The organism is Promicromonospora sp. NPDC050880 (genome assembly GCF_044456525.1).
In the GTDB taxonomy this organism is placed as follows: domain Bacteria; phylum Actinomycetota; class Actinomycetes; order Actinomycetales; family Cellulomonadaceae; genus Promicromonospora.
In genome coordinates, this window is record NZ_JBITFV010000022.1 from 16335 (window position 1) to 35700 (window position 19366).

The window sequence follows — 19366 nt, forward strand, 5'->3', positions numbered from 1 at the left end:
GTGTGAACTGCTGCATCGAAAGTAGCCACCGCCTCAGTGGTCGGCAATCGCAGAACGGCACTTCGTGAAAACTCATGCACCCCGGCTTTGCGGCAATTAGTACATTCCACGTGAAAACGCCCTCGATCCAGATGGATCGAGGGCGTTTTGTCCTGCGGTCGAATGCGGTGCGTGAACCACCGTCACGACGTCTCGCGGACCCCTCACCAGCGCCTCCGGTACCTCGGGGACGCCGCGACGCGTGTCACCTCGGCGCCGGAGGCGCTGCTACCGCAGCGCGGCCCGGGCCTCACCGGCCGCCGCCGCCGCGGCGGCCACCAGGGCGTCCGGGTCCGGCCCCGCGGCGAGCACCGCACGCGAGGACGACGCGAGCACGGCACGCCGGGCGGCGCCGAACGTCGTGGCGAGCTCACGCTCCCCCGCGCCCTGCGCACCCACCCCGGGCGCCAGCAGCGGGCCGTTGACCGCCACCAGGTCGGTGCCGGTGGCCGCCACGGCGTCGCCGATCGTGGCGCCCACCACGAGCCCCACCGACCCCAGCGGCTCGGCACCCGCGTTGAGCACGGCCGCCCGCGCCGCCATCAGGGACGCGACCGTGGCGCCCTGCGGGGAACCGTCCGTGCCGCCCGACCCGCCGTCGGCGCCGGGAGAGACCGACGTGCGCGCGTGCTGGACCTCGAAGCCCTCCTTGTTGGAGGTGAGGCACAGGACGAACAGCCCGCGGCCCGTCGCGGCCGCCAGCTCGACGGCCGGGTCGAGCGAGCCGAACCCGAGGTAGGGCGACACCGTCAGGGCGTCGCCGGCCAGGGGTGAGCCGTCCGCGAGGAACGCCTCGGCGTACGCGCTCATGGTAGAGCCGATGTCGCCCCGCTTCGCGTCCACGATCGTCAGCGTGCCGGCACCGGGGCCCGCCGCACGCGCCGCGGCGATCACCTCCTCCAGGACCGCGACCCCGCGCGACCCGTGCCGCTCGAAGAACGCGGCCTGCGGCTTGAACGCCGCGACCCGTCCGCCGAGCGCGTCCACGACCCGCAGCGAGAACTCCCGCAGGCCCGTCACGTCGTCCGGCAGGCCCCACGCGCGCAGGAGCGACGCGTGGGGGTCGATGCCGACGCACAGGGGCCCGTGGTCGTCCATGGCCGCGGCGAGCCGGGCGCCGAACGGCACCACCGCGGTCGCCGTCACGCGCCCACCGCCACGCGCTCCGCGCCGGCAGCGCCCGCGAGCCGGGCCGCCGTCGCCGCCGTGTGCTCCTGGAGGCTGGCCACCTCGAACGGGCCCGCGAGCACCGCCTCGATGCCCTGCACCGCCGCGGCGAGCTGGTCCACCGTGGTGGCGATCGGCTTGTCGGCCGCCGTCGTGGCCGCCCGGATCTCGTAGCCGTCCGCCCGGGCGCCCTGGCCCGACGGCGAGTTCACGACGAGGTCGATCTGCCCCTCGGTGATCAGTCCCACGACGGTCAGCTCGCCGTCCGGCCCGCGGCCCTCGGTGTGCTTGCGCACCACCGTGGCCTCGATGCCGTTGCGGCGCAGCACGGTGGCCGTGCCCTCCGTGGCCAGCACCTTGAAGCCGAGCTCCACCAGGCGCTTGACCGGGAAGACCACGTGCCGCTTGTCGCTGTCGGCCACCGACACGAACACGGTGCCCGACGTCGGCAGGCCGCCGAACGCCGCGGCCTGCGACTTGGCGAACGCGTGCGGGAAGTCCTTGTCGAAGCCCATGACCTCGCCCGTGGAGCGCATCTCCGGGCCGAGCACGGAGTCCACGACCAGACCCTCGCGCGTACGGAACCGCTTGAACGGCAGCACGGCCTCCTTGACCGCGAGCGGCGCACCCAGGTCGAGGGTGGCGCCGTCGTGCTCCGGGAGCAGGCCCTCGGCGCGCAGGTCGGCGATGGACTCCCCCACCATGACGCGTGCGGCCGCCTTGGCCAGCGGGGTGCCCGTGGCCTTGGACACGAACGGCACCGTGCGCGACGCGCGGGGGTTGGCCTCCAGCACGTACAGCACGTCGCTCACCAGCGCGTACTGGACGTTGAGCAGACCCTTGACGCCCACGCCGCGCGCGATGGCCTCGGTGGAGCGGCGGATGCGCGCGATCTCGGTCTCGCTCAGCGACACCGGGGGCAGCACGCACGCCGAGTCACCGGAGTGGATGCCGGCCTCCTCGATGTGCTCCATGACGCCGCCGAGGAACATCTCCTCGCCGTCGAACAGCGCGTCGACGTCGATCTCCATCGCGTCGTCGAGGAAGCGGTCGATGAGCAGCGGCGCTGCCAGGGTGCCGGTCGCCCCGGAGTCCGCGTGCGTGGCCGCCGCGGCCTCGAGCGCGCGCTCGACGTACCCGGTGAGCTGCTCCTCGCTGTACACGATCTCCATGCCGCGGCCGCCCAGCACGTAGGAGGGGCGCACGAGCACCGGGTAGCCGATGCTGTCGGCGACCTCGCGGGCCTGTCCCAGCGAGCGGGCGGTGCCGAACGCGGGAGCCGGCAGGCCGGCGTCCAGCAGGACCTGGCCGAAGATGCCGCGGTCCTCCGCGGCGTCGATCGCCTCCGGGCTGGTGCCGAGGATCGGCAGGCCGGCCTCCGCCAGGCGGCGGGCCAGGCCCAGCGGCGTCTGGCCGCCGAGCTGCACGATGATGCCCTTGACCGGTCCGGCGGCGAGCTCGGCCTGGTAGACCTCCAGGACGTCCTCGAAGGTCAGCGGCTCGAAGTACAGGCGGTCGGACGTGTCGTAGTCCGTGGAGACCGTCTCCGGGTTGCAGTTGACCATGACGGTCTCGTACTTCTCCGCGAGCGCGAGGGTGGCGTGCACGCAGGAGTAGTCGAACTCGATGCCCTGGCCGATGCGGTTGGGCCCGGAACCGAGGATGATCACGGCCTCGCGCTCGCGCGGGGCGACCTCGGTCTCCGAGTCGTAGCTGGAGTAGTGGTACGGGGTCTTGGCGGCGAACTCCGCGGCGCAGGTGTCGACCGTCTTGTAGACGGGACGCACGCCGAGCGCGTGACGGATCTCGCGGACCGTGGCCTCACCGGCGGGTCCCATGCCGCGCAGGCGTGCGACCTGGGCGTCGGACAGCCCGTGCCGCTTGGCGAGCCGCAGCACGTCCTCGGTCAGAGTGGGAGACGCCGCGACCTCGGCCGCGACCTCGTTCATGAGCTGGATCTGGTCGAGGAACCAGGGGTCGATCTTGGTCGCCTCGAACACGGCCTCCAGCGTGGTGCCGCCGGGCTGCCCGACCGAGCGCAGCGCCTGCTGCACCTGGACCATGCGCTGCTCCGTGGGCCGCTCGATCTCCGTCAGCAGCGTGGCGAGCTCGTCGCCCGTGGGGGCGTCGCCGTCCCAGTGGAAGGTCACGCCGCCCTTGTCGATGGAGCGCAGCGCCTTGCCGAGGGCCTCAGTGAAGTTGCGGCCCAGCGCCATGGCCTCGCCCACCGACTTCATGGTGGTGGTCAGGGTGTCGTCGGCGGCGGGGAACTTCTCGAACGCGAAGCGCGGCACCTTGACCACGACGTAGTCGAGCGTGGGCTCGAAGCTCGCGGGGGTCACCTTGGTGATGTCGTTCGGGATCTCGTCGAGCGTGTAGCCGACGGCGAGCTTCGCGGCGATCTTGGCGATCGGGAAGCCGGTCGCCTTGGAGGCCAGCGCCGAGGAGCGCGAGACGCGCGGGTTCATCTCGATGACGATGACGCGCCCGGTGGCCGGGTCGACGGCGAACTGGATGTTGCAGCCGCCGGTGTCGACGCCGACCTCGCGGATGACGGCGATGCCGATGTCGCGCAGCTTCTGGTACTCGCGGTCGGTGAGCGTCATCGCGGGGGCGACGGTGACGGAGTCACCGGTGTGCACGCCGACGGGGTCGACGTTCTCGATGGAGCAGACGACCACGACGTTGTCGTCCTTGTCGCGCATGAGCTCCAGCTCGTACTCCTTCCAGCCGAGGATGGACTCCTCCAGGAGCACCTCGGTGGTCGGCGAGTAGTGCAGGCCCTGGCCCACGATGCGGCGCAGGTCCTCCTCGTCGTAGGCGAGACCGGAGCCGAGGCCGCCCATGGTGAAGGAGGGGCGCACGACCATCGGGTAGCCGAGCACGCCGGCGGCCGCCAGGGCCTCGTCGATCGTGTGCACGATCTCGGAGCGGGCGGACTCGCCGCCGCACTTCTCGACGACGTCCTTGAACTGCTGGCGGTCCTCACCCTTCTGGATGGCGGGGATGTTGGCGCCGATGAGCTCGACGTCGTACTTGGCGAGCACGCCGGCCTCGTCCAGGGCGATGGCCGCGTTGAGCGCCGTCTGCCCGCCGAGGGTGGGCAGCAGCGCGTCAGGGCGCTCCTTGGCGATGATCGTGGTGAGGACCTCGGTGGTGATGGGCTCCACGTAGGTGGCGTCCGCGAACTCCGGGTCGGTCATGATCGTGGCCGGGTTGGAGTTGACCAGGATGACCCGCAGGCCCTCCTCCTTCAGCACGCGGCAGGCCTGGGTGCCGGAGTAGTCGAACTCGCAGGCCTGGCCGATGACGATGGGGCCGGACCCGATCACCAGGACCGAGGAGATGTCGTTACGGCGAGGCATCAGTGGTTCTCCTCGGTGTCGTGCGCGGTGGCGGTGGTGGTCGTGAGGGCGGGCGGCCAGGCGGAGGGGTCCGTCATCAGGCCGACGAAGCGGTCGAACAGGTAGGCGGCGTCGTGCGGACCCGCGGCGGCCTCGGGGTGGTACTGCACGGAGAAGGCCGGCAGGTCGAGGCAGGTCAGCCCCTCCACGACCTGGTCGTTCAGCCCGACGTGGGAGACGACGACGCGGCCGTAGCGGCCGCCGTCCGTCCTGCTGTCGTCGTACGGTGCCTGCGAGACGGCGGGGGCGCCGGACTCGTCGAGCACGGGTGCGTCGACGGCGAACCCGTGGTTGTGCGCGGTGACCTCCACCTTGGCGGTGGTGCGGTCCAGCACCGGCTGGTTGATGCCGCGATGGCCGTAGCCGAGCTTGTAGGTGCCGTAGCCCAGGGCGCGGCCCAGGATCTGGTTGCCGAAGCAGATGCCGAAGAACGGGATGCGGCGGTCCAGCACCGCGCGCAGCAGCTCGACCTCGTGGCCGGCGGCACCCGGGTCCCCGGGACCGTTGGAGAAGAAGACGCCGCGGGGCGCGCCGTCGGGCAGGTCGGCGAGGACGGCCTCGATGTCGGCGATGGTCACCGACTGCGGCACGACGACGACGCGCACGCCGCGCTCGGCCAGCCGCACCGGCGTCATCGTCTTGATGCCGAGGTCGACGGCCACGACGGTGGCCAGCGGCGTCTGCCCGGCGTGCACCCCGCGGGGCTCCACCGTGTAGGCCTGGGTGGTGGAGACCTCCCGGGCCAGGTCGGCGCCCGCCATCTGCGGGGCGGACCGCACCTCGGCGACGAGCTCCTCGACGGGGCGCGGGTACCCGCCCCGGACCAGGTCCTCGCCCGAGAAGATCCCGGCGCGCATCACGCCCTCCTCGCGCAGGCGGCGCGTCAGGGCGCGCGTGTCGACGTCAGAGATGCCGACCACGCCCTGCCCGGCGAGCTCGTCGCCGAGGGACCGCTGGGCGCGCCAGCTCGAGACGCGGCGCGCAGGGTCGCGCACGACGTAGCCGGAGACCCAGACACGGTGCGACTCCGGGTCCTCGTCGTTCACGCCGGTGTTCCCGACGTGGGGCGCGGTCATGACGACGATCTGCCGGTGGTAGGACGGGTCGGTGAGCGTCTCCTGATAACCGGTCATGCCGGTGGAGAACACGATCTCGCCGAAGGTGGTGCCGGTGGCGCCGTACGCACGGCCGCGGTAGGTCGTGCCGTCCTCGAGAACGAGCGCTGCCGAGGTGGCTGCGTGCTGAGCTGCGGGTGTCGTCGGGGTGGTCACCGGGCCTCCTGCTGGTACGGGTCGTGCTGAGAGTGCTGGGTCTGGTTCTGCTGGGCGTGCTGGCCCGTGGGCTGCTGGGCCGGCGGCTGCTGGGCCGCGAGCAGGTGCCGGACGGCGTCCACGAGGCCGCCGCGGTCGGTGGCGCGGCGCGTGCGCAGGCCGGTGTCGACCAGGGCCGGCGCGACGCCGTCCGCCTCGGGGACCGCCCAGGTCACCACGACCAGGCCGTCCGCGCCGACGTACTTGCCCGCCATGCCGGGCGCCAGGGTCGCGCTGCGGATCGCGTTCACGGGGACCCAGAGGTCGCGGGCCCCGTCGCGCTCGATGAGGATGCCGCCGTCGTGCACCGACACCAGGGCGTTCGAGCGGTCGCCCAGGCCGTGCGCGCCCACCCGTGCGAGCCAGTCGCCGTGCAGCGTCGTGGAGACGTAGACCGCCTCCAGCGGACCGAGGCGCACGGGTCCCACGCCCGGGCCGGTGGCGCCGTCCGCGCCGGGCACCGGCGGCGGCACCGGGACGACGGCGGTGGTGCGCTGCGCGAGCCGTCGTCGGCCGATCAGGGTCACGTACAGGACCAGGAAGATCGCCAGGGCGACCAGGAGGAGGACGGCCAGGATCTTCATCGGGTGGCTCCTTCGAGGGTCTGGGCGGCGCCACCCGTGGCCGGCTGGTCGACGACCGCGCCGTCCAGGACGGTCGCGCGGCCCCGCAGGAACGTCGCGACCACGCGACCCGGCAGCTCGGACCCGGCGAACGGGGTGTTGCTGCTGGCGGTGACCTGGGCGTGGCCGTCGATCACCCGCGTCGCGTCAGGGTCGACGACGGTCAGGTTGGCGGGCTCGCCGACGGCGATCCGGCGGCCCTGCGTCGCGTCGACCCGGCCGATGCGAGCCGGGTTCTCCGAGAGCACGCGGGCGACGTCGGCCCAGGTCATCCGGCCGGTGTCGACCATGGTCTGCTGGACCACGGACAGCGCGGTCTCCAGGCCGGTCATCCCGAAGGCCGCCGAGGCCCACTCGCAGTCCTTGTCCTCGACCGGGTGCGGGGCGTGGTCGGTGGCGACGATGTCGATCGTGCCGTCGGCCAGGCCCTGGCGCACCGCCTCGACGTCGGCGGCCGTGCGCAGCGGCGGGTTGACCTTGTACACCGGGTCGTACTCGCGGGCGAGCTCGTCGGTCAGCACCAGGTGGTGCGGCGTCACCTCGGCGGTGACGTCGATGCCGCGGCCCTTGGCCCAGCGGACGATCTCGACCGAGCCGGCCGTCGACAGGTGGCAGACGTGCAGGCGCGAGCCCACATGCTCGGCCAGCAGCACGTCGCGGGCGATGATCGACTCCTCGGCCACGGCGGGCCAGCCCGTCAGGCCGATCTGCGCGGAGACGACACCCTCGTTCATCTGCGCGCCCTCGGTCAGGCGCGGCTCCTGCGCGTGCTGGGCCACGACGCCGTCGAACGCCTTGACGTACTCCAGCGCGCGGCGCATGAGGACCGGGTCGTGCACGCACTTGCCGTCGTCCGAGAAGACCCGCACGCGGGCCGCGGAGTCGGCCATCGCGCCCAGCTCGGCCAGCTTCTCGCCGCCCAGGCCGACCGTGACCGCACCCACGGGGTGCACGTCCACCCAGCCGGCCTCCTGGCCGAGCCGGTAGACCTGCTCGACCACGCCCGCGGTGTCCTGCGTGGGGGTCGTGTTGGCCATGGCGTGCACCGCGGTGAACCCGCCCGCCGCGGCGGCCCGGGTACCGGAGAACACCGTCTCGGCGTCCTCCCGGCCCGGTTCGCGCAGGTGGGTGTGCAGGTCGACGAGGCCGGGCAGGAGCACCTGGTCCTGAGCGGCGACCTCGTGCGCGCCCTCGGGCACCTCGACCGTTCCCGGCGCACCCAGCGCGGCGACCACGCCGTCCGCGAGCACGACGTCGACCGGGTCCGTGCCGTAGGGACGCACCCCACGCAGGACGTAGGTCGTGGTTGAAGGGGTGCTCACAGGGCGTTCCTCTCGTCGGTGCTGGAAGCTGGGTCGCTGCCGGACAGCAGCAGGTACAGGGCCGCCATCCGCACGGCGACGCCGTTGGCCACCTGCTCCACGATCACGGAGCGGGGGTGGTCGGCGGCGGCCGCCGAGATCTCCAGGCCGCGGTTCATCGGCCCGGGGTGCATCACGATCGCGTGGTCCGGCAGGACGGCGAGCCGCCGGGCGTCGAACCCGAACTTGCGGCTGTACTCCATGGGGCTCGGGAAGAACGACCCCGACCCGCCGGACATCCGCTCACGCTGCACCCGCAGCATCATGACCGCATCCGGCTGCCACTGCTCGAGCGTCTCGTCCAGGTGGTACGAGACCCGGCACGGCCAGGTCTCCACGCCCACCGGCACGAGCGTGGGCGGCGCCACCAGGGTGACCTCGGCGCCGAGCGTGTGCAGCAGGTACACGTTCGAGCGGGCCACGCGCGAGTGCAGCACGTCGCCGACGATCGCGACGCGCAGGCCGGCCAGGTCCGCGCCCACCGAGGTGTCGGTGCCGCGCCCGTCGGGCCCCACGTTGCCCACCAGGTGACGGCGGATCGTGAACGCGTCCAGCAGCGCCTGCGTGGGGTGCTGGTGCATGCCGTCGCCTGCGTTGAGCACCCCGGCGTCGAGCCAGCCCGCGTGGGCGAGCTGGTGCGCCGCGCCCGAGGCCGAGTGGCGCACCACCACGGCGTCGGCGCCCATGGCGTGCAGCGTCAGCGCGGTGTCCTTGAGCGACTCGCCCTTGGACACGCTGGAGCCCTTGGCCGAGAAGTTGATGACGTCCGCCGACAGGCGCTTGGCCGCCGTCTCGAACGAGATCCGCGTGCGCGTGGAGTCCTCGTAGAACAGGTTGACCACGGTGCGCCCGCGCAGCGTGGGCAGCTTCTTGTTCTCGCGCGACTGCGTGGCCGCCATCTGCGCGGAGGTGTCCAGGAGCAGGATCGCGTCGTCCTTGGCCAGGCCCTGGGTGGTCAGCAGGTGCTTCACCGCGCGCCCCCGTTCTCGGTGGTGTCGTCCGCCGGGCTGATCAGCACCGAGTCCGTGCCGCCGTCGACGTCGGACAGGCGCACCCGCACCCGCTCGCTGCGGGAGGTGGGCAGGTTCTTGCCCACGTAGTCCGCGCGGATCGGGAGCTCGCGGTGGCCGCGGTCCACCAGGGCGGCTAGCTGCACCACACGGGGGCGGCCCAGGTCGTTCAGGGCGTCGAGCGCGGCGCGGATGGTGCGGCCGGAGAACAGCACGTCGTCGACCAGGACCACCACCTTGTCGTCGATCGTGCCGCCCAGCCGGCCCGGCAGCACCGTCTGCCCGACGGCACGCGTGGGCTGGCGGCGCAGGTCGTCGCGGTACATCGTCACGTCGAGGGTGCCGTGGTCGCCGTCGAAGCTCGGCTCGATCTGCGCCAGTCGCTCCGCGAGGCGGCGCGCGAGCTGCACGCCGCGCGTCGGGATGCCGAGGAGCAGAAGATCGGCGGCGCCCTTGTTGCGCTCCACGATCTCGTGGGCGATGCGGGTCAGCGCGCGGGCGATGTCGGCCTCGCCGAGCACGGTGCGTGCCGCGGTGGAGGTGTCCGCCGGGGCGGCGCCGGGGCTGGTGGTTCCGGGATCCACGCCGGGGCCCGTCGTCGGGCTCGGGGTTGCGCTGGATGCGGGCATGCGGCTGCCAGGGCTCATCTGGCGACCTCCTTCTCCGCCTCACGGGACGGGTTTAAAGGGAGTCTGACAGCCACCACCTTAACCCGCCGGACAGGCGCCGGACGCCGGGTCACCGGCCGACCGGAGGGGCGTTGCTCACACCCCGGCGAGCCGGCCGGCCGGCGAGCGGGTCAGTCGCGGAGCACCGTCACCGCCAGGCCCGCCGCGAGAGCGACCAGTACCAGCACCATGGCCACCGTGCCGGGCCAGCCCGCCAGCGCGAAGGCGACCCCGCCCAGCCAGCCGAACAGGCTCGACCCCGCGTAGTACGCCAGGTTGTAGACGGCGGCCGCCTGGGTGCGCGCCTGCGGGGCGGCGACCGGGGTCCACCCGCTGGCCACCGCGTGCGCGCCGAAGAACCCGGCGGTGAGCACGACCAGCCCCGTCAGGACCACCGGCAGCCGGCCCGACAGCGTGGCCACCACCCCGAGCGCCATCACACCGGCCGCGACCACGAGGACACGGCGGCGGCCGTACCGCAGCACCAGCCGCCCGGTCCGTGCCGAGGACCACGTTCCCGCCAGGTAGGCGAGGAACACGAGGCTGACCACGCCGGGCGACAGGCCGAACGGCGCGGCGGCCAGCCGGAAGCCCAGGTAGTTGTAGACGGCGACGAACCCGCCCATCAGCAGCAGGCCCTGAGCGTCCAGGACGAGCAGGCGCGGGCTCAGCAGGGCGCGGAGCCGTCCGGCCTCCGGCGCCGGGTGCCCCGGGACGGCGGCGTCGGGCCCGCCGCTCCCCCGCGCCCGCGGGCCGCGGTCACGCGGCGCGAGCCAGACGAACACACCCGTCGCGACCAGGCACGCCACCGCGACGGCGGCCACCCCGGCGCGCCAGCCGAAGAGCTCGGCGACGCCACCGGAGACCAGCCGTCCCAGCAGACCGCCCATCGACGTGCCCGCGACGTAGGTCCCGGCGGCCCGGGGCACCACCGCGCCGGGGAGCATCTCGGTCAGGTACACTATGGCCACCGCGGGGACGCCAGCGACCAGCAGTCCCTCGACGAAGCGTCCCGCGACGATCAGGCCGAACGACGGGGCGAAGGGGACGGCGAGCCCGACCACCGTCGCGCCCAGCATGGCGACGGTCATCGCGCGCACCCGGCCGACCCGGTCCGCTACCGCCGCCCAGGGCAGCACCCCCACCGCCAGGCCGAGCGTCGCCGCGGAGACGAGCAGCGCGGTGGCCGACGCCGACGTCGCGAGCTCGCGCGCGGCGTCGGGCAGGACGGACTGCGGGGCGTAGAGCTGGGCGAACGCAGCGGTCCCGGCACCGAACAGCGCGACGAGCAGGCGTCGCTCGTCGAACCGTCCGGTACCGGGACCGGTACTCACGCGTGTCGCACGGTCGTGCGCGTCGCGGACGTCACGCCAGCAGGGTCGGCTTCAGGTCCTTGACCCGGCCGAGCAGGCCGTTGACGAAGGCCGGCGACTCGTCCGTGGACAGGTCACCGGCGAGGTCGACGGCCTCGTCGAGCGCCACGGCGTCCGGCACGTCGTCGTTGAAGAGGACCTCCCACGAGCCGATCCGCAGCAGCGCACGGTCCACGGCCGGCATGCGTGCGAGGGTCCAGCCCTGCGAGTACGTCTCCAGCACCTCGTCGATGCGCTCGCGGTGGGCGACCACGCCCTCCACGATCTCGACCGTGTACTGCGGCACGGCCGCCTCCGTGCGGGGCACCGCCACGCGGTCGGCGAGGAGCTTCAGCGGGTCGATGCCCCGCTGCTCCGCCTCGAAGAGGATGTCGGCGGCGCGCTTGCGCGCCTTGGTGCGTGCGCCCACGTCAGTCGGTGACGCGGCCGAGGTAGTCGCCGGTCCGCGTGTCGACCTTGACCTTGACGCCCTGCTCGAGGAACAGCGGGACCTGGATCTCGGCACCCGTCTCCAGCGTCGCCGGCTTGGTGCCGCCCGTGGACCGGTCGCCCTGCAGGCCCGGCTCGGTGTAGGTGATCTCCAGGACGACCGACGCCGGCAGCTCGATGTACAGCGGGGTGCCGTCGTTGGACGCCAGCATGACGTTCATGCCCTCGAGCATGTAGTCCTTCGCGTCACCGACCGTCGCGGCCGACACGTTGATCTGGTCGTACGTGTCGTTGTCCATGAAGACGAAGTCGTCGCCGTCCATGTACAGGTACTGGAAGTCGCGGCGGTCCACGTTCGCGGTCTCGACCTTGATGCCCGCGTTGAACGTCTTGTCGACGACCTTGCCGGACAGCACGTTCTTCATCTTGGTGCGGACGAACGCGCCACCCTTGCCCGGCTTGACGTGCTGGAACTCGATGACCGTCCAGAGGTTTCCGTCGATCCGGAGCACGGTGCCGTTCTTGATGTCGTTGGAGGTAGCCACGTTCGTCTTCCTGTGTCGGGGAAAGGGTTGCCCAGGGCATGCCGACGGGGAGCCGGCGACTGGGGTGACCGGGCCGGGTGATCCAGCCGTGCGATCAAGGGTGTCAAGCAGCAGCGGTCAAGTCTAACGGACCATCAGATCCGGCGGGTCATCGGACCAGGCCGTCAGATCACGAACGTGTTGATCGCGGCGAGGCCCAGCAGGCCGGTCGCTACCGACCAGATCAGGGACGCGAGCGTGCCCACCACGAACCGCTCGGACGCGACGGGCTGGTCGCGCAGCTCCGCGTACCGGCCGAGGCCCTTGATCGCCACGACGATCGCGATGCCGTACGGGTAGCCAGCCAGGATGGACCCGGTGATCGCCAGGCGCTCCAGGACACCCAGCCACGCACCGCCACGCAGGATCGCGACCGCGTCCGGGTGCATGGTGCCGGTCGGCGCCGCTTCCTCGGCGGCGGACGCCTCGTCCTTGCCGGTGTCCCCCTCGGCACCGGCGGTACCTTCGGCCTCCTCGCCCTCCCCGGGCTCCCCCGCCGTGCCAGGCTCCAGCGCCTGGGGGACCACGGGCGGCTCGTACCTCGCCCACGGGAGGTCGCCGCGGCTCGCCCGGCGCAGCACCCAGGGCACCACCCACGAGCCCACGACGACGCTCAGCGCGAGCGTCACCAGCCAGACCGCGGCGGCCGCTGCCCAGCGCCACCCGTCGATGCCGTCCATCATCTCCCAGGTCACGGTGTCCCGGTTCCCCTCAGCTCGTCGCGCACGTCGTCGTTCGTCGTGCCACTGCCTCGCGCCTCCGCCGGCTTCCCGACCGGACCGATGTCCGGGCCGCTCAGCCCGGCCAGCTCCGCCAGGAGCCGCGCCGCCAGGGGACGCACGGCCTCCTCCTCCTGCCAGAGCGCCGTCCGGACGCGCTGGCTCACCGCCTGCTCGCTGACCGCGAGCGCCTGTGCGGCGGCCTTCTGCCGTCCGGGCCGGTCGTCCAGCCCGGCGAGGACGTCGACCGCCTCCCAGCCCTGTGGTGTCCGCCGGGCCCGCACGGCGCCCAGCAGACGCAGGAGAGATTCAATCTCGTTTGCCCGGTTCGCACCAGTAGGGTCGTCCGGCCCCTCGACGGCCACCGACGTGCCCCGCGTGCGCGTCTTGGCACGCTCCACCGCGTCGCGGGCCCGGTAGAACGCCGGGCCTCGCCCGTTGCGGGACTCCGCGGGCAGCGGCAGCTCCACCGGACCGACGCCGATGCCGATGCTCCAGCCCTGGTCCCGCAGGAGGCCGAGCGTCAGGTCGACGGCGAGCCGCGCACCGTCGTCGGAGCCGACCAGGACACCCTGGACCTCGTCGCCGACGGTGCGGCTGAACGGGACGACCAGTCCGGCTCCGCCCTCGGACCACTGCGCCAGGTCGTCGAGCACCTGGGGCACGCGATCCTCCGCGTGGGTCGAGCCACGCTGGTCCACGGTCAGAACGATCACGGGTCAAGGATAGTGACGCAACTGCTTCTCATCAAGGTCTCAGCCTTGATGATCACCCCTCAAGGCTGAGGCCTTGACTAGTTGGCGAGTCGCTTCGCGATCGCCGACAGGGCCAGCCGGTACGAGTCGAACCCGAACCCCGCCACGGTCCCCGTGGCGATCCCGGCCACCACCGAGTAGTGCCGGAACGACTCGCGTGTGGCCGGGTTGGACAGGTGCACCTCGACCAGCAGCAGGCCGGCCGTCGTGACCTGGGCCGCGGCGTCCCGCAGGGCGTAGGAGTAGTGCGTGAACGCCGCCGGGTTGAGCACGACGTGCGCGCCCGCGTCGACCGCCTCGTGGAGCCAGCCGACGATCTCCGACTCCCCGTCCGTCTGCCGCACCTCGACGTCCAGCCCGAGGTCCTCACCCCACTGCGCAGCGGCGACCTTCAGGTCGGACATCGACGCGTGGCCGTAGATCTCGGGCTCGCGGACGCCGAGCCGGCCGAGATTCGGGCCGTTGAGCACAAGGACACGGGGAAGTGCGGAGACCATGCGCGCGAGCCTAGTGCGCCACGGGGCCGGACGGCGTCACACCTTGCCGGGCCCGGTCACGATCCGGTGCCCGCCCGTGGCCTCGGCGATCCAGCCCAGCGTCTCGGGCCGGAGCTCGTCCCACTCCCAGAAGACGAACGCCAGGCACGCGAGGGCCGCACCGTCGGCGCCCCAGCGCTCGACCGGCTCCGCCGCGCCGCACTCCCGGCACTCCAGGTCGGCCGCGCCGCCCTCGACCCACTCGTTCGCCGCCTCGTGGAACTGGTCCAGCCCGTCCTCGTCCATGCCCGTCGGGCCGACGACGTCCGGGTGCCCGTAGAACGACCGCACGGCCGAGCACCGTGGGCAGGTCACGGCGTCCACGGAGAACTGGCTCCCGTCGTGCAGTGCGCGACCCTCGCGAACCTCGAGGCCCCACGGCTGCTCCCCCGAGGCGGAGGCCACCACCGCCTGTCCCCACGCGGGGCCCGCCGGGTACCCGTCGGCGCCGAGCGCTGCGTTCGGTGACCGGTCCGGCAGCAGCACCCCGCGCGCGACGAGGTCGGCCACGACCCGCTGCCCCAGCAGCGGGGCGTGGGCCTCGGTCGCGTCCAGGTCGGCGACCCACTGGTAGTACGTGCCCACGGCTCTCCTTCGGTGTCGATTTCGGTGTCGATTTCGGTGTCGATTTCGGTGTCGATTTCAATGTCGATTTCGATGTCGATCGGCGTCGATCCGGCCCGGCGCCGGCGGCGCCCCGGCGGCACCCTGCGCCGCCGGCCACCCACGCTAGCGGCGACCACCGACATCGGCGTCCGGTTCCAGCCCCTCCACCAGGAGCGTCCGCGGCCCGGGGCCCGACTCGGCGAGCTCGTCGTGCGGGTTGGTCAGGGCGCAGCGTCGCAGCGAGAGGCAGCCGCAGCCGATGCAGTCGGTGAGATGGTCACGCAGCCGGGAGAGCTGCTCGATGCGGGCGTCCAGGTCGTCGTGCCACGCCTGCGAGATGCGGCGCCAGTCCTTCGCGGTGGGCGTGCGGTCACCGGGGAGGGTCGCCAGCGCCGCGCCGATGTCCGCGAGCGGGATCCCCACCCGCTGGGACACCCGGATGAACGCCACCCGGCGCAGGGTCTCGCGCCGGTAGCGACGCTGGTTGCCCGACGTCCGGCGGCTGGTGATCAGCCCCTTGCGCTCGTAGAAGTGCAGCGCCGACACGGTCACGCCGCTGCGGGCGGCGAGGTCGCCGACCGTCAGCTCGTCGCGGTCCCAGGGCACTGCGGGGTGGGATGCTTCCATCAGGTGACCTCCTGCGGTCCGAGCGGTGGCGGTGCGTTCCTGCCGCGGCGTCCGTGGTCGTCGCCGTCGGCCCGAGGTCGCAGTTGACCTCAACTATGGTTCAGGTTAGAGGATCATGGCATGGACGCCATCAGACACCATTCGTTCGGCCCGCCCGAGGTCCTCGTGCTCGAGCAGGTCCCCGATCCCGTACCCGGTCCCGGTGAGGTGCTCGTCGACGCGGTGGCACACGGCGTGCACCTGCTCGACACCAGCATCCGGCGCGGCGAGGCGGGACCGCCGCTGCCGCTGCCGACCCTCCCGACCGTCCCGGGCAGGGAGATCGCGGGCACGGTGTCCGTGCTCGGCGACGGTGTCGACCCCGCGTGGGCCGGACGGCCGGTCGCCGCGCACCTGGGACCGGTGCCGGACGGCGGCGGGTACGCGCGGCGCGTCGTCGTCGGCGCGGACCGGCTGCACGCGCTGCCGGAGACGCCCGACGGCACGCCGCTCGACCCCGCTGCGGCGATCGCCATGATCGGGACCGGCCGCATGGCCGCCTACACTCTGGACGTCGCGGCGGTCACGCCGGACGACGTCGTGGTCGTCACGGGCGCCGCCGGCGGGCTCGGCACGCTGTTCGTCCAGGAGGCGCTGCACGACGGCGCCCGCGTGGTCGCCCTCGCGGGCGGCCCGGCGAAGCTGGCCGTGCTGCGGGACCTGGTGAGCGACCCGGGGCGTCTCGCGCTGGTCGACTACTCCGCCCCGGACTGGCCGGACGCCGCGCGCACCGCGCTCGGCGCGACCCCCGCCACGCTGGTGCTCGACGGCGTGGGCGGCCCGCTCGGCACGGCCGCCACGTCCCTGCTGAGCGGCGCGGAGGGGGCTGACGCCGCCGGCGCCGGGCGCCTCGTCGCCTACGGCTGGGCCTCCGGCTCCGCCAACCGGTACACCGCGTGGGCACCGGACGACGAGCGGATCGAGTCGGCGCTCGAGGTGCGCTACGCCGTCGGGCCGGACGCTCCCCCGATGGGCGACCAGCGGCCGTACCAGGAGCGGGCCCTGGCCCACGCGGCGTCGGGCAGGTGGCGCGTGGTCACGCACCGCGTGCCGTTCGCGCAGGCCGCGCGCGCCCACCGCGAGCTCGAGGAGCGCCGCACCACCGGAAAGGTGGTGCTGGTGTGACCGCCGCACCCTCATCCACGAGCGCCGTCGCGCCCGGTGCCCTGAGCCCCGGCGCGCAGCGCCTCGTCCTGGTCGGGATGGTCGCGCTGTGCTCGCTCGGCGCCTTCGAGGCGCTGGCCGTGGCCACCGCGATGCCGACCATCGCCGTGGACCTGGACGGTCTGCGGCACTACACGTTCGCGTTCGCGGTCGTCTTCGCCACGAGCGTGGTCGGCATGCTCACCGCCGGGCGCTGGTGCGACCGCACCGGCCCGTCGCCGGCGATGTGGACCGGCGTGGCGCTGTTCGTCGTCGGCCTGGTGGTCGCGGGGACGGCGACCGGGATGGGTGTGCTGATCGCCGGGCGTGCCGTCCAGGGTGTCGGGAGCGGGCTGTTCGGCGTGGCTCTGTACGTCCTGGTGGCCCGGGTCTTCGCCCCTGAACGCCGGCCCGCCGTCTTCTCGGCGTTCGCGGCCGCCTGGGTGGTGCCGGCGATCGTCGGGCCCGGGCTGGCCGGCCTCGTCGTGGAGCACGTGGGCTGGCGCTGGGTGTTCCTCGGCGCCGCGGTCCTCACCGTTCCGGCGGCGATCCTGATGCGCCCCGGGCTGACGGCGGCGCGGGGCGACGCCCCGGGCCAGGACGACATGCCCGACGGGGACGCAGAGGCCGTCCCCACGCCGTCCGAGCGCCCGCTGCGGGCAGCCCTGCGCCTCGCCGCGTCGGTGCTGCGCGCCGGTCGCGGGCTGCCCGCCGTCGTTGCGGTGCGGGCACTGGTGTCGGCGGCGTTCACCGGGGCGGAGGTGCTGCTCCCGCTGCTCCTGGTGCACGAGCGGCACCTCAGCCCGGGCGGGGCGGGGCTGATCCTGACGGTCGGCGCGCTCGGCTGGTCCGCGGCGTCCTGGGTGCGCGGGCGCGACCTGCTGCACCTGAGCCACACCGGCTACGTCCGGCTCGGCGCCGGCCTGCTCGCGCTCGGGATGGTGGGTGCCGCGGTGCTCGTCCTCCCGGGCGTGCCGGCCGGGGTCGGGATGGCGTTCTGGGTGCTGTCCGGCAGCGGCATGGGACTGGTCTACCCCACGTTGTCGGTGCTCACCCTGGAGCTCGCTCCCCCGCACGAGCAGGGCTCCGCGTCGTCGGCGCTGCAGGTGGCCGACGCCGTCGCCGCGGCGGTGGCGTCGTCCGCGACCGGCACCCTCCTGTGGGCGCTGTACGACGTGACGGGGCTGCCGGCGTATGCGGCGGTGCTCGGTCTCACCGGCCTGCTGGCGGCTGGTGCGGTGCTGCTGGCCAGGCGCACCACCGTCCCGGCCGACGTGGCGGCGGAACCCGCGGCCTCCTGACCGGCCGGGCCGCCCGGCCCGGCCGGCCGTCCGGCCTGGCGGGGCGCGCCCGCCCGGCCCAGGCTGTTCCCATGGACGACTTCACGCAGTACATCGCGAGCCTCGACGGACCGGCCCGGGACGCCGTCGAGCACGTACGGGCGCGTGCGCTGGAGCTCGTGCCGGACGCCGAGGAGGGCACCAGCTACGGCATGGCCGCGCTGCGCTACCGCGGCAGCCCGCTGATCTCGGCGCGCGCCACCGCCAACCACATCGGCCTGTACCCGTTCAGCCCGCCGGCGATCGAGGCCCTCGCTCCGGACCTGGCCGGTTTCTCGACGTCGAAGGGCACCGTGCGGTTCACCCCGGACCGTCCGCTGCCGGACGACGTCCTGGACCGCCTCGTCCTGTTCCGGCGCGACGAGATCGACGCCATGCGGTCGCGCTGACGTCCGCACCCGGCAGCCGGGTCCGTCACGTTCCGCGGACGTGTCTCGTCGTCGGGGCATGACGCGAGAGCATGTCCCCATGACGACCCCCGACGCCTCCGGTGCGCACCTCGACGACGCCGCCCTGGCCCGGCTGCGGCCCCTGGCCTTCTCGGTGGCGTACCGGATGCTCGGGAGCGTCGCGGAGGCCGAGGACGTGGTGCAGGAGGCGCTGACACGGCTGTCCCAGGCGGACGGCGTGCGCAACCCCGACGCGTTCGTGACGACCGTGACGACGCGGATCGCCATCGACGTGCTGCGCTCGGCCCGCGTGCGGCGCGAGTCGTACGTGGGCGAGTGGCTGCCCGAACCGCTGGTCGGTCCCGTGGATGCCCACCTGCCGGTGGCCATGGCCACGCCGCCGCCCGACGCCGCCGGGCACGCCGAGCTGGCCGACGACCTCTCGACGGCCTTCCTCGTGCTGCTGGAGACGCTGACCCCGACCGAGCGTGCGGCGTTCCTGCTGCACGACGTGCTCGGGTTCCCGCACAGCGAGGCCGCCGACGTCATCGGGACGAGCGAGGTGGCCGCACGGCAGCTCGCCTCCCGCGCCCGGCGCCGGATCGCGAACCGGCGCGAGGCCGCGGCACCGGGTGCAGGGTCGACGGAGCCCGGGTCCGGGCACGACGCGGTGGCACGGCACGGTGCCGGAGCGCAGCAGGCTTCCGGGGCGCAGCACGGGTCCGGGGCACCGGGTGCCCGCAGGACCACGGAGACGCATGCCGAGCAGCTCGTGACCCGGTTCCTCGCGGCGTGCGAGGACGGCGCCGTGGACTCGTTCCTGGAGCTGCTCGCGCAGGACGTGGTGCTCACGGGCGACAGCGGCGGCAACGTGCCCCCGGGCATGTCGATCGCACGATCCGTCGTGGGCCAGGTGCCGGTCGCGCGGGTGCTGGCCGGCTTCATGCGGCGCGGTGCGCCCCTGCACTTCGAGCGTGCGCTGGTGGGCGGGCAGCCCGGCCTGCTCATCGTGGCGGACGACGTGCTGGGCGGCGGCCTCGTCGGGACCTGGTCCTTCGAGGTGGCCGAGGAGGCGGCAGCCGCACCGGGCGCTCCCGGCACCACCACACGGCTCGCGGCGATCCGCGGCGTCATCAACCCCGAGAAGCTACGTCACCTGGGGCCGCTGGCCGACCTGACACGGCTCCACGAGTGGCTGCGCACCGAGGGGCGCCGCAGGACCGCCCGGTAGCCGGCGCGAACCG

At 73.5% G+C, this 19366-nt stretch carries 19 protein-coding genes; 4 read left to right on the forward strand and 15 right to left on the reverse strand.

Annotated features, from left to right (window positions below):
- Window positions 1-267: 267 nt before the first annotated feature.
- The 15 genes from pyrF to soxR all read right to left on the reverse strand — a co-directional run bounded on the left by pyrF (window position 268) and on the right by soxR (window position 15211).
- Entirely contained in the window at window positions 268-1185 is a 918-nt protein-coding gene (pyrF, locus tag ACIBBF_RS23380; protein WP_397418234.1) for an orotidine-5'-phosphate decarboxylase, read from the reverse strand.
- Window positions 1182-4571, reverse strand: a complete 3390-nt coding sequence (carB, locus tag ACIBBF_RS23385) for a carbamoyl-phosphate synthase large subunit (RefSeq protein ID WP_397418237.1) — start codon at window positions 4569-4571, stop codon at window positions 1182-1184. Before carB ends, pyrF begins: the two co-directional genes overlap by 4 nt.
- On the reverse strand, window positions 4571-5881 hold the full coding sequence (gene carA, locus ACIBBF_RS23390; protein WP_397418240.1) for a glutamine-hydrolyzing carbamoyl-phosphate synthase small subunit: 1311 nt from the start codon (window positions 5879-5881) through the stop codon (window positions 4571-4573). The genes carB and carA overlap by 1 nt, the downstream gene beginning before the upstream one ends.
- Entirely contained in the window at window positions 5878-6504 is a 627-nt protein-coding gene (locus tag ACIBBF_RS23395) for a hypothetical protein (RefSeq protein ID WP_397418243.1), read from the reverse strand. The genes carA and ACIBBF_RS23395 overlap by 4 nt, the downstream gene beginning before the upstream one ends.
- Window positions 6501-7865: a dihydroorotase gene (locus ACIBBF_RS23400; RefSeq protein ID WP_397418246.1), complete on the reverse strand. Its 1365-nt coding sequence runs from the start codon at window positions 7863-7865 to the stop codon at window positions 6501-6503. Before ACIBBF_RS23400 ends, ACIBBF_RS23395 begins: the two co-directional genes overlap by 4 nt.
- Window positions 7862-8875, reverse strand: a complete 1014-nt coding sequence (locus ACIBBF_RS23405; protein ID WP_397418249.1) for an aspartate carbamoyltransferase catalytic subunit — start codon at window positions 8873-8875, stop codon at window positions 7862-7864. Before ACIBBF_RS23405 ends, ACIBBF_RS23400 begins: the two co-directional genes overlap by 4 nt.
- Window positions 8872-9543, reverse strand: coding sequence for a bifunctional pyr operon transcriptional regulator/uracil phosphoribosyltransferase PyrR (gene pyrR, locus ACIBBF_RS23410; RefSeq protein ID WP_397418338.1), 672 nt, complete (start codon window positions 9541-9543; stop codon window positions 8872-8874). Before pyrR ends, ACIBBF_RS23405 begins: the two co-directional genes overlap by 4 nt.
- 170 nt (window positions 9544-9713) lie before the next feature.
- Window positions 9714-10916, reverse strand: a complete 1203-nt coding sequence (locus ACIBBF_RS23415) for an MFS transporter (protein WP_397418252.1) — start codon at window positions 10914-10916, stop codon at window positions 9714-9716.
- A 31-nt stretch (window positions 10917-10947) separates the two neighbouring features.
- A complete protein-coding gene (nusB, locus tag ACIBBF_RS23420; RefSeq protein WP_397418255.1) occupies window positions 10948-11364 on the reverse strand; it encodes a transcription antitermination factor NusB in 417 nt (138 codons plus the stop codon).
- 1 nt (window position 11365) lies between these two features.
- Complete coding sequence (efp, locus tag ACIBBF_RS23425) at window positions 11366-11929, reverse strand: elongation factor P (protein ID WP_397418258.1); 564 nt, start codon at window positions 11927-11929, stop codon at window positions 11366-11368.
- A 164-nt stretch (window positions 11930-12093) separates the two neighbouring features.
- Window positions 12094-12663: a hypothetical protein gene (locus ACIBBF_RS23430; protein ID WP_397418261.1), complete on the reverse strand. Its 570-nt coding sequence runs from the start codon at window positions 12661-12663 to the stop codon at window positions 12094-12096.
- Window positions 12660-13403 carry a hypothetical protein gene (locus ACIBBF_RS23435; protein WP_397418263.1) on the reverse strand — a complete coding sequence of 248 codons (744 nt, stop codon included), beginning with the start codon at window positions 13401-13403 and terminating at the stop codon, window positions 12660-12662. The genes ACIBBF_RS23430 and ACIBBF_RS23435 overlap by 4 nt, the downstream gene beginning before the upstream one ends.
- A 77-nt stretch (window positions 13404-13480) precedes the next feature.
- Window positions 13481-13939, reverse strand: coding sequence for a type II 3-dehydroquinate dehydratase (locus ACIBBF_RS23440; protein ID WP_397418265.1), 459 nt, complete (start codon window positions 13937-13939; stop codon window positions 13481-13483).
- A gap of 36 nt (window positions 13940-13975) precedes the next feature.
- Window positions 13976-14563, reverse strand: coding sequence for a hypothetical protein (locus ACIBBF_RS23445; protein WP_397418267.1), 588 nt, complete (start codon window positions 14561-14563; stop codon window positions 13976-13978).
- Between the two features lie 144 nt (window positions 14564-14707).
- A complete protein-coding gene (gene soxR, locus ACIBBF_RS23450) occupies window positions 14708-15211 on the reverse strand; it encodes a redox-sensitive transcriptional activator SoxR (RefSeq protein WP_397418270.1) in 504 nt (167 codons plus the stop codon).
- A 120-nt stretch (window positions 15212-15331) separates the two neighbouring features.
- Here soxR and ACIBBF_RS23455 point away from each other — a divergent pair, with 120 nt between their 5' ends.
- The 4 genes from ACIBBF_RS23455 to ACIBBF_RS23470 all read left to right on the forward strand — a co-directional run bounded on the left by ACIBBF_RS23455 (window position 15332) and on the right by ACIBBF_RS23470 (window position 19353).
- Entirely contained in the window at window positions 15332-16375 is a 1044-nt protein-coding gene (locus tag ACIBBF_RS23455; protein ID WP_397418273.1) for an alcohol dehydrogenase catalytic domain-containing protein, read from the forward strand.
- Window positions 16372-17694: an MFS transporter gene (locus tag ACIBBF_RS23460; protein ID WP_397418276.1), complete on the forward strand. Its 1323-nt coding sequence runs from the start codon at window positions 16372-16374 to the stop codon at window positions 17692-17694. The genes ACIBBF_RS23455 and ACIBBF_RS23460 overlap by 4 nt, the downstream gene beginning before the upstream one ends.
- A gap of 71 nt (window positions 17695-17765) precedes the next feature.
- Window positions 17766-18122, forward strand: coding sequence for an iron chaperone (locus tag ACIBBF_RS23465; RefSeq protein WP_397418279.1), 357 nt, complete (start codon window positions 17766-17768; stop codon window positions 18120-18122).
- Between the two features lie 79 nt (window positions 18123-18201).
- On the forward strand, window positions 18202-19353 hold the full coding sequence (locus tag ACIBBF_RS23470) for a sigma-70 family RNA polymerase sigma factor (RefSeq protein ID WP_397418282.1): 1152 nt from the start codon (window positions 18202-18204) through the stop codon (window positions 19351-19353).
- Window positions 19354-19366 lie beyond the last annotated feature (13 nt).

Bases quoted from the DNA above. Each gene is read 5' to 3' on its own strand.
- ACIBBF_RS23465 (WP_397418279.1), top strand. From the start codon at position 17,766: ATGGACGACTTCACGCAGTACATCGCGAGCCTCGACGGACCGGCCCGG.
- ACIBBF_RS23470 (WP_397418282.1), top strand. From the start codon at position 18,202: ATGACGACCCCCGACGCCTCCGGTGCGCACCTCGACGACGCCGCCCTG.
- carB (WP_397418237.1), bottom strand. From the start codon at position 4,571: ATGCCTCGCCGTAACGACATCTCCTCGGTCCTGGTGATCGGGTCCGGC.
- ACIBBF_RS23455 (WP_397418273.1), top strand. From the start codon at position 15,332: ATGGACGCCATCAGACACCATTCGTTCGGCCCGCCCGAGGTCCTCGTG.
- ACIBBF_RS23440 (WP_397418265.1), bottom strand. From the start codon at position 13,939: ATGGTCTCCGCACTTCCCCGTGTCCTTGTGCTCAACGGCCCGAATCTC.
- ACIBBF_RS23395 (WP_397418243.1), bottom strand. From the start codon at position 6,504: ATGAAGATCCTGGCCGTCCTCCTCCTGGTCGCCCTGGCGATCTTCCTG.
- soxR (WP_397418270.1), bottom strand. From the start codon at position 15,211: ATGGAAGCATCCCACCCCGCAGTGCCCTGGGACCGCGACGAGCTGACG.
- pyrR (WP_397418338.1), bottom strand. From the start codon at position 9,543: ATGCCCGCATCCAGCGCAACCCCGAGCCCGACGACGGGCCCCGGCGTG.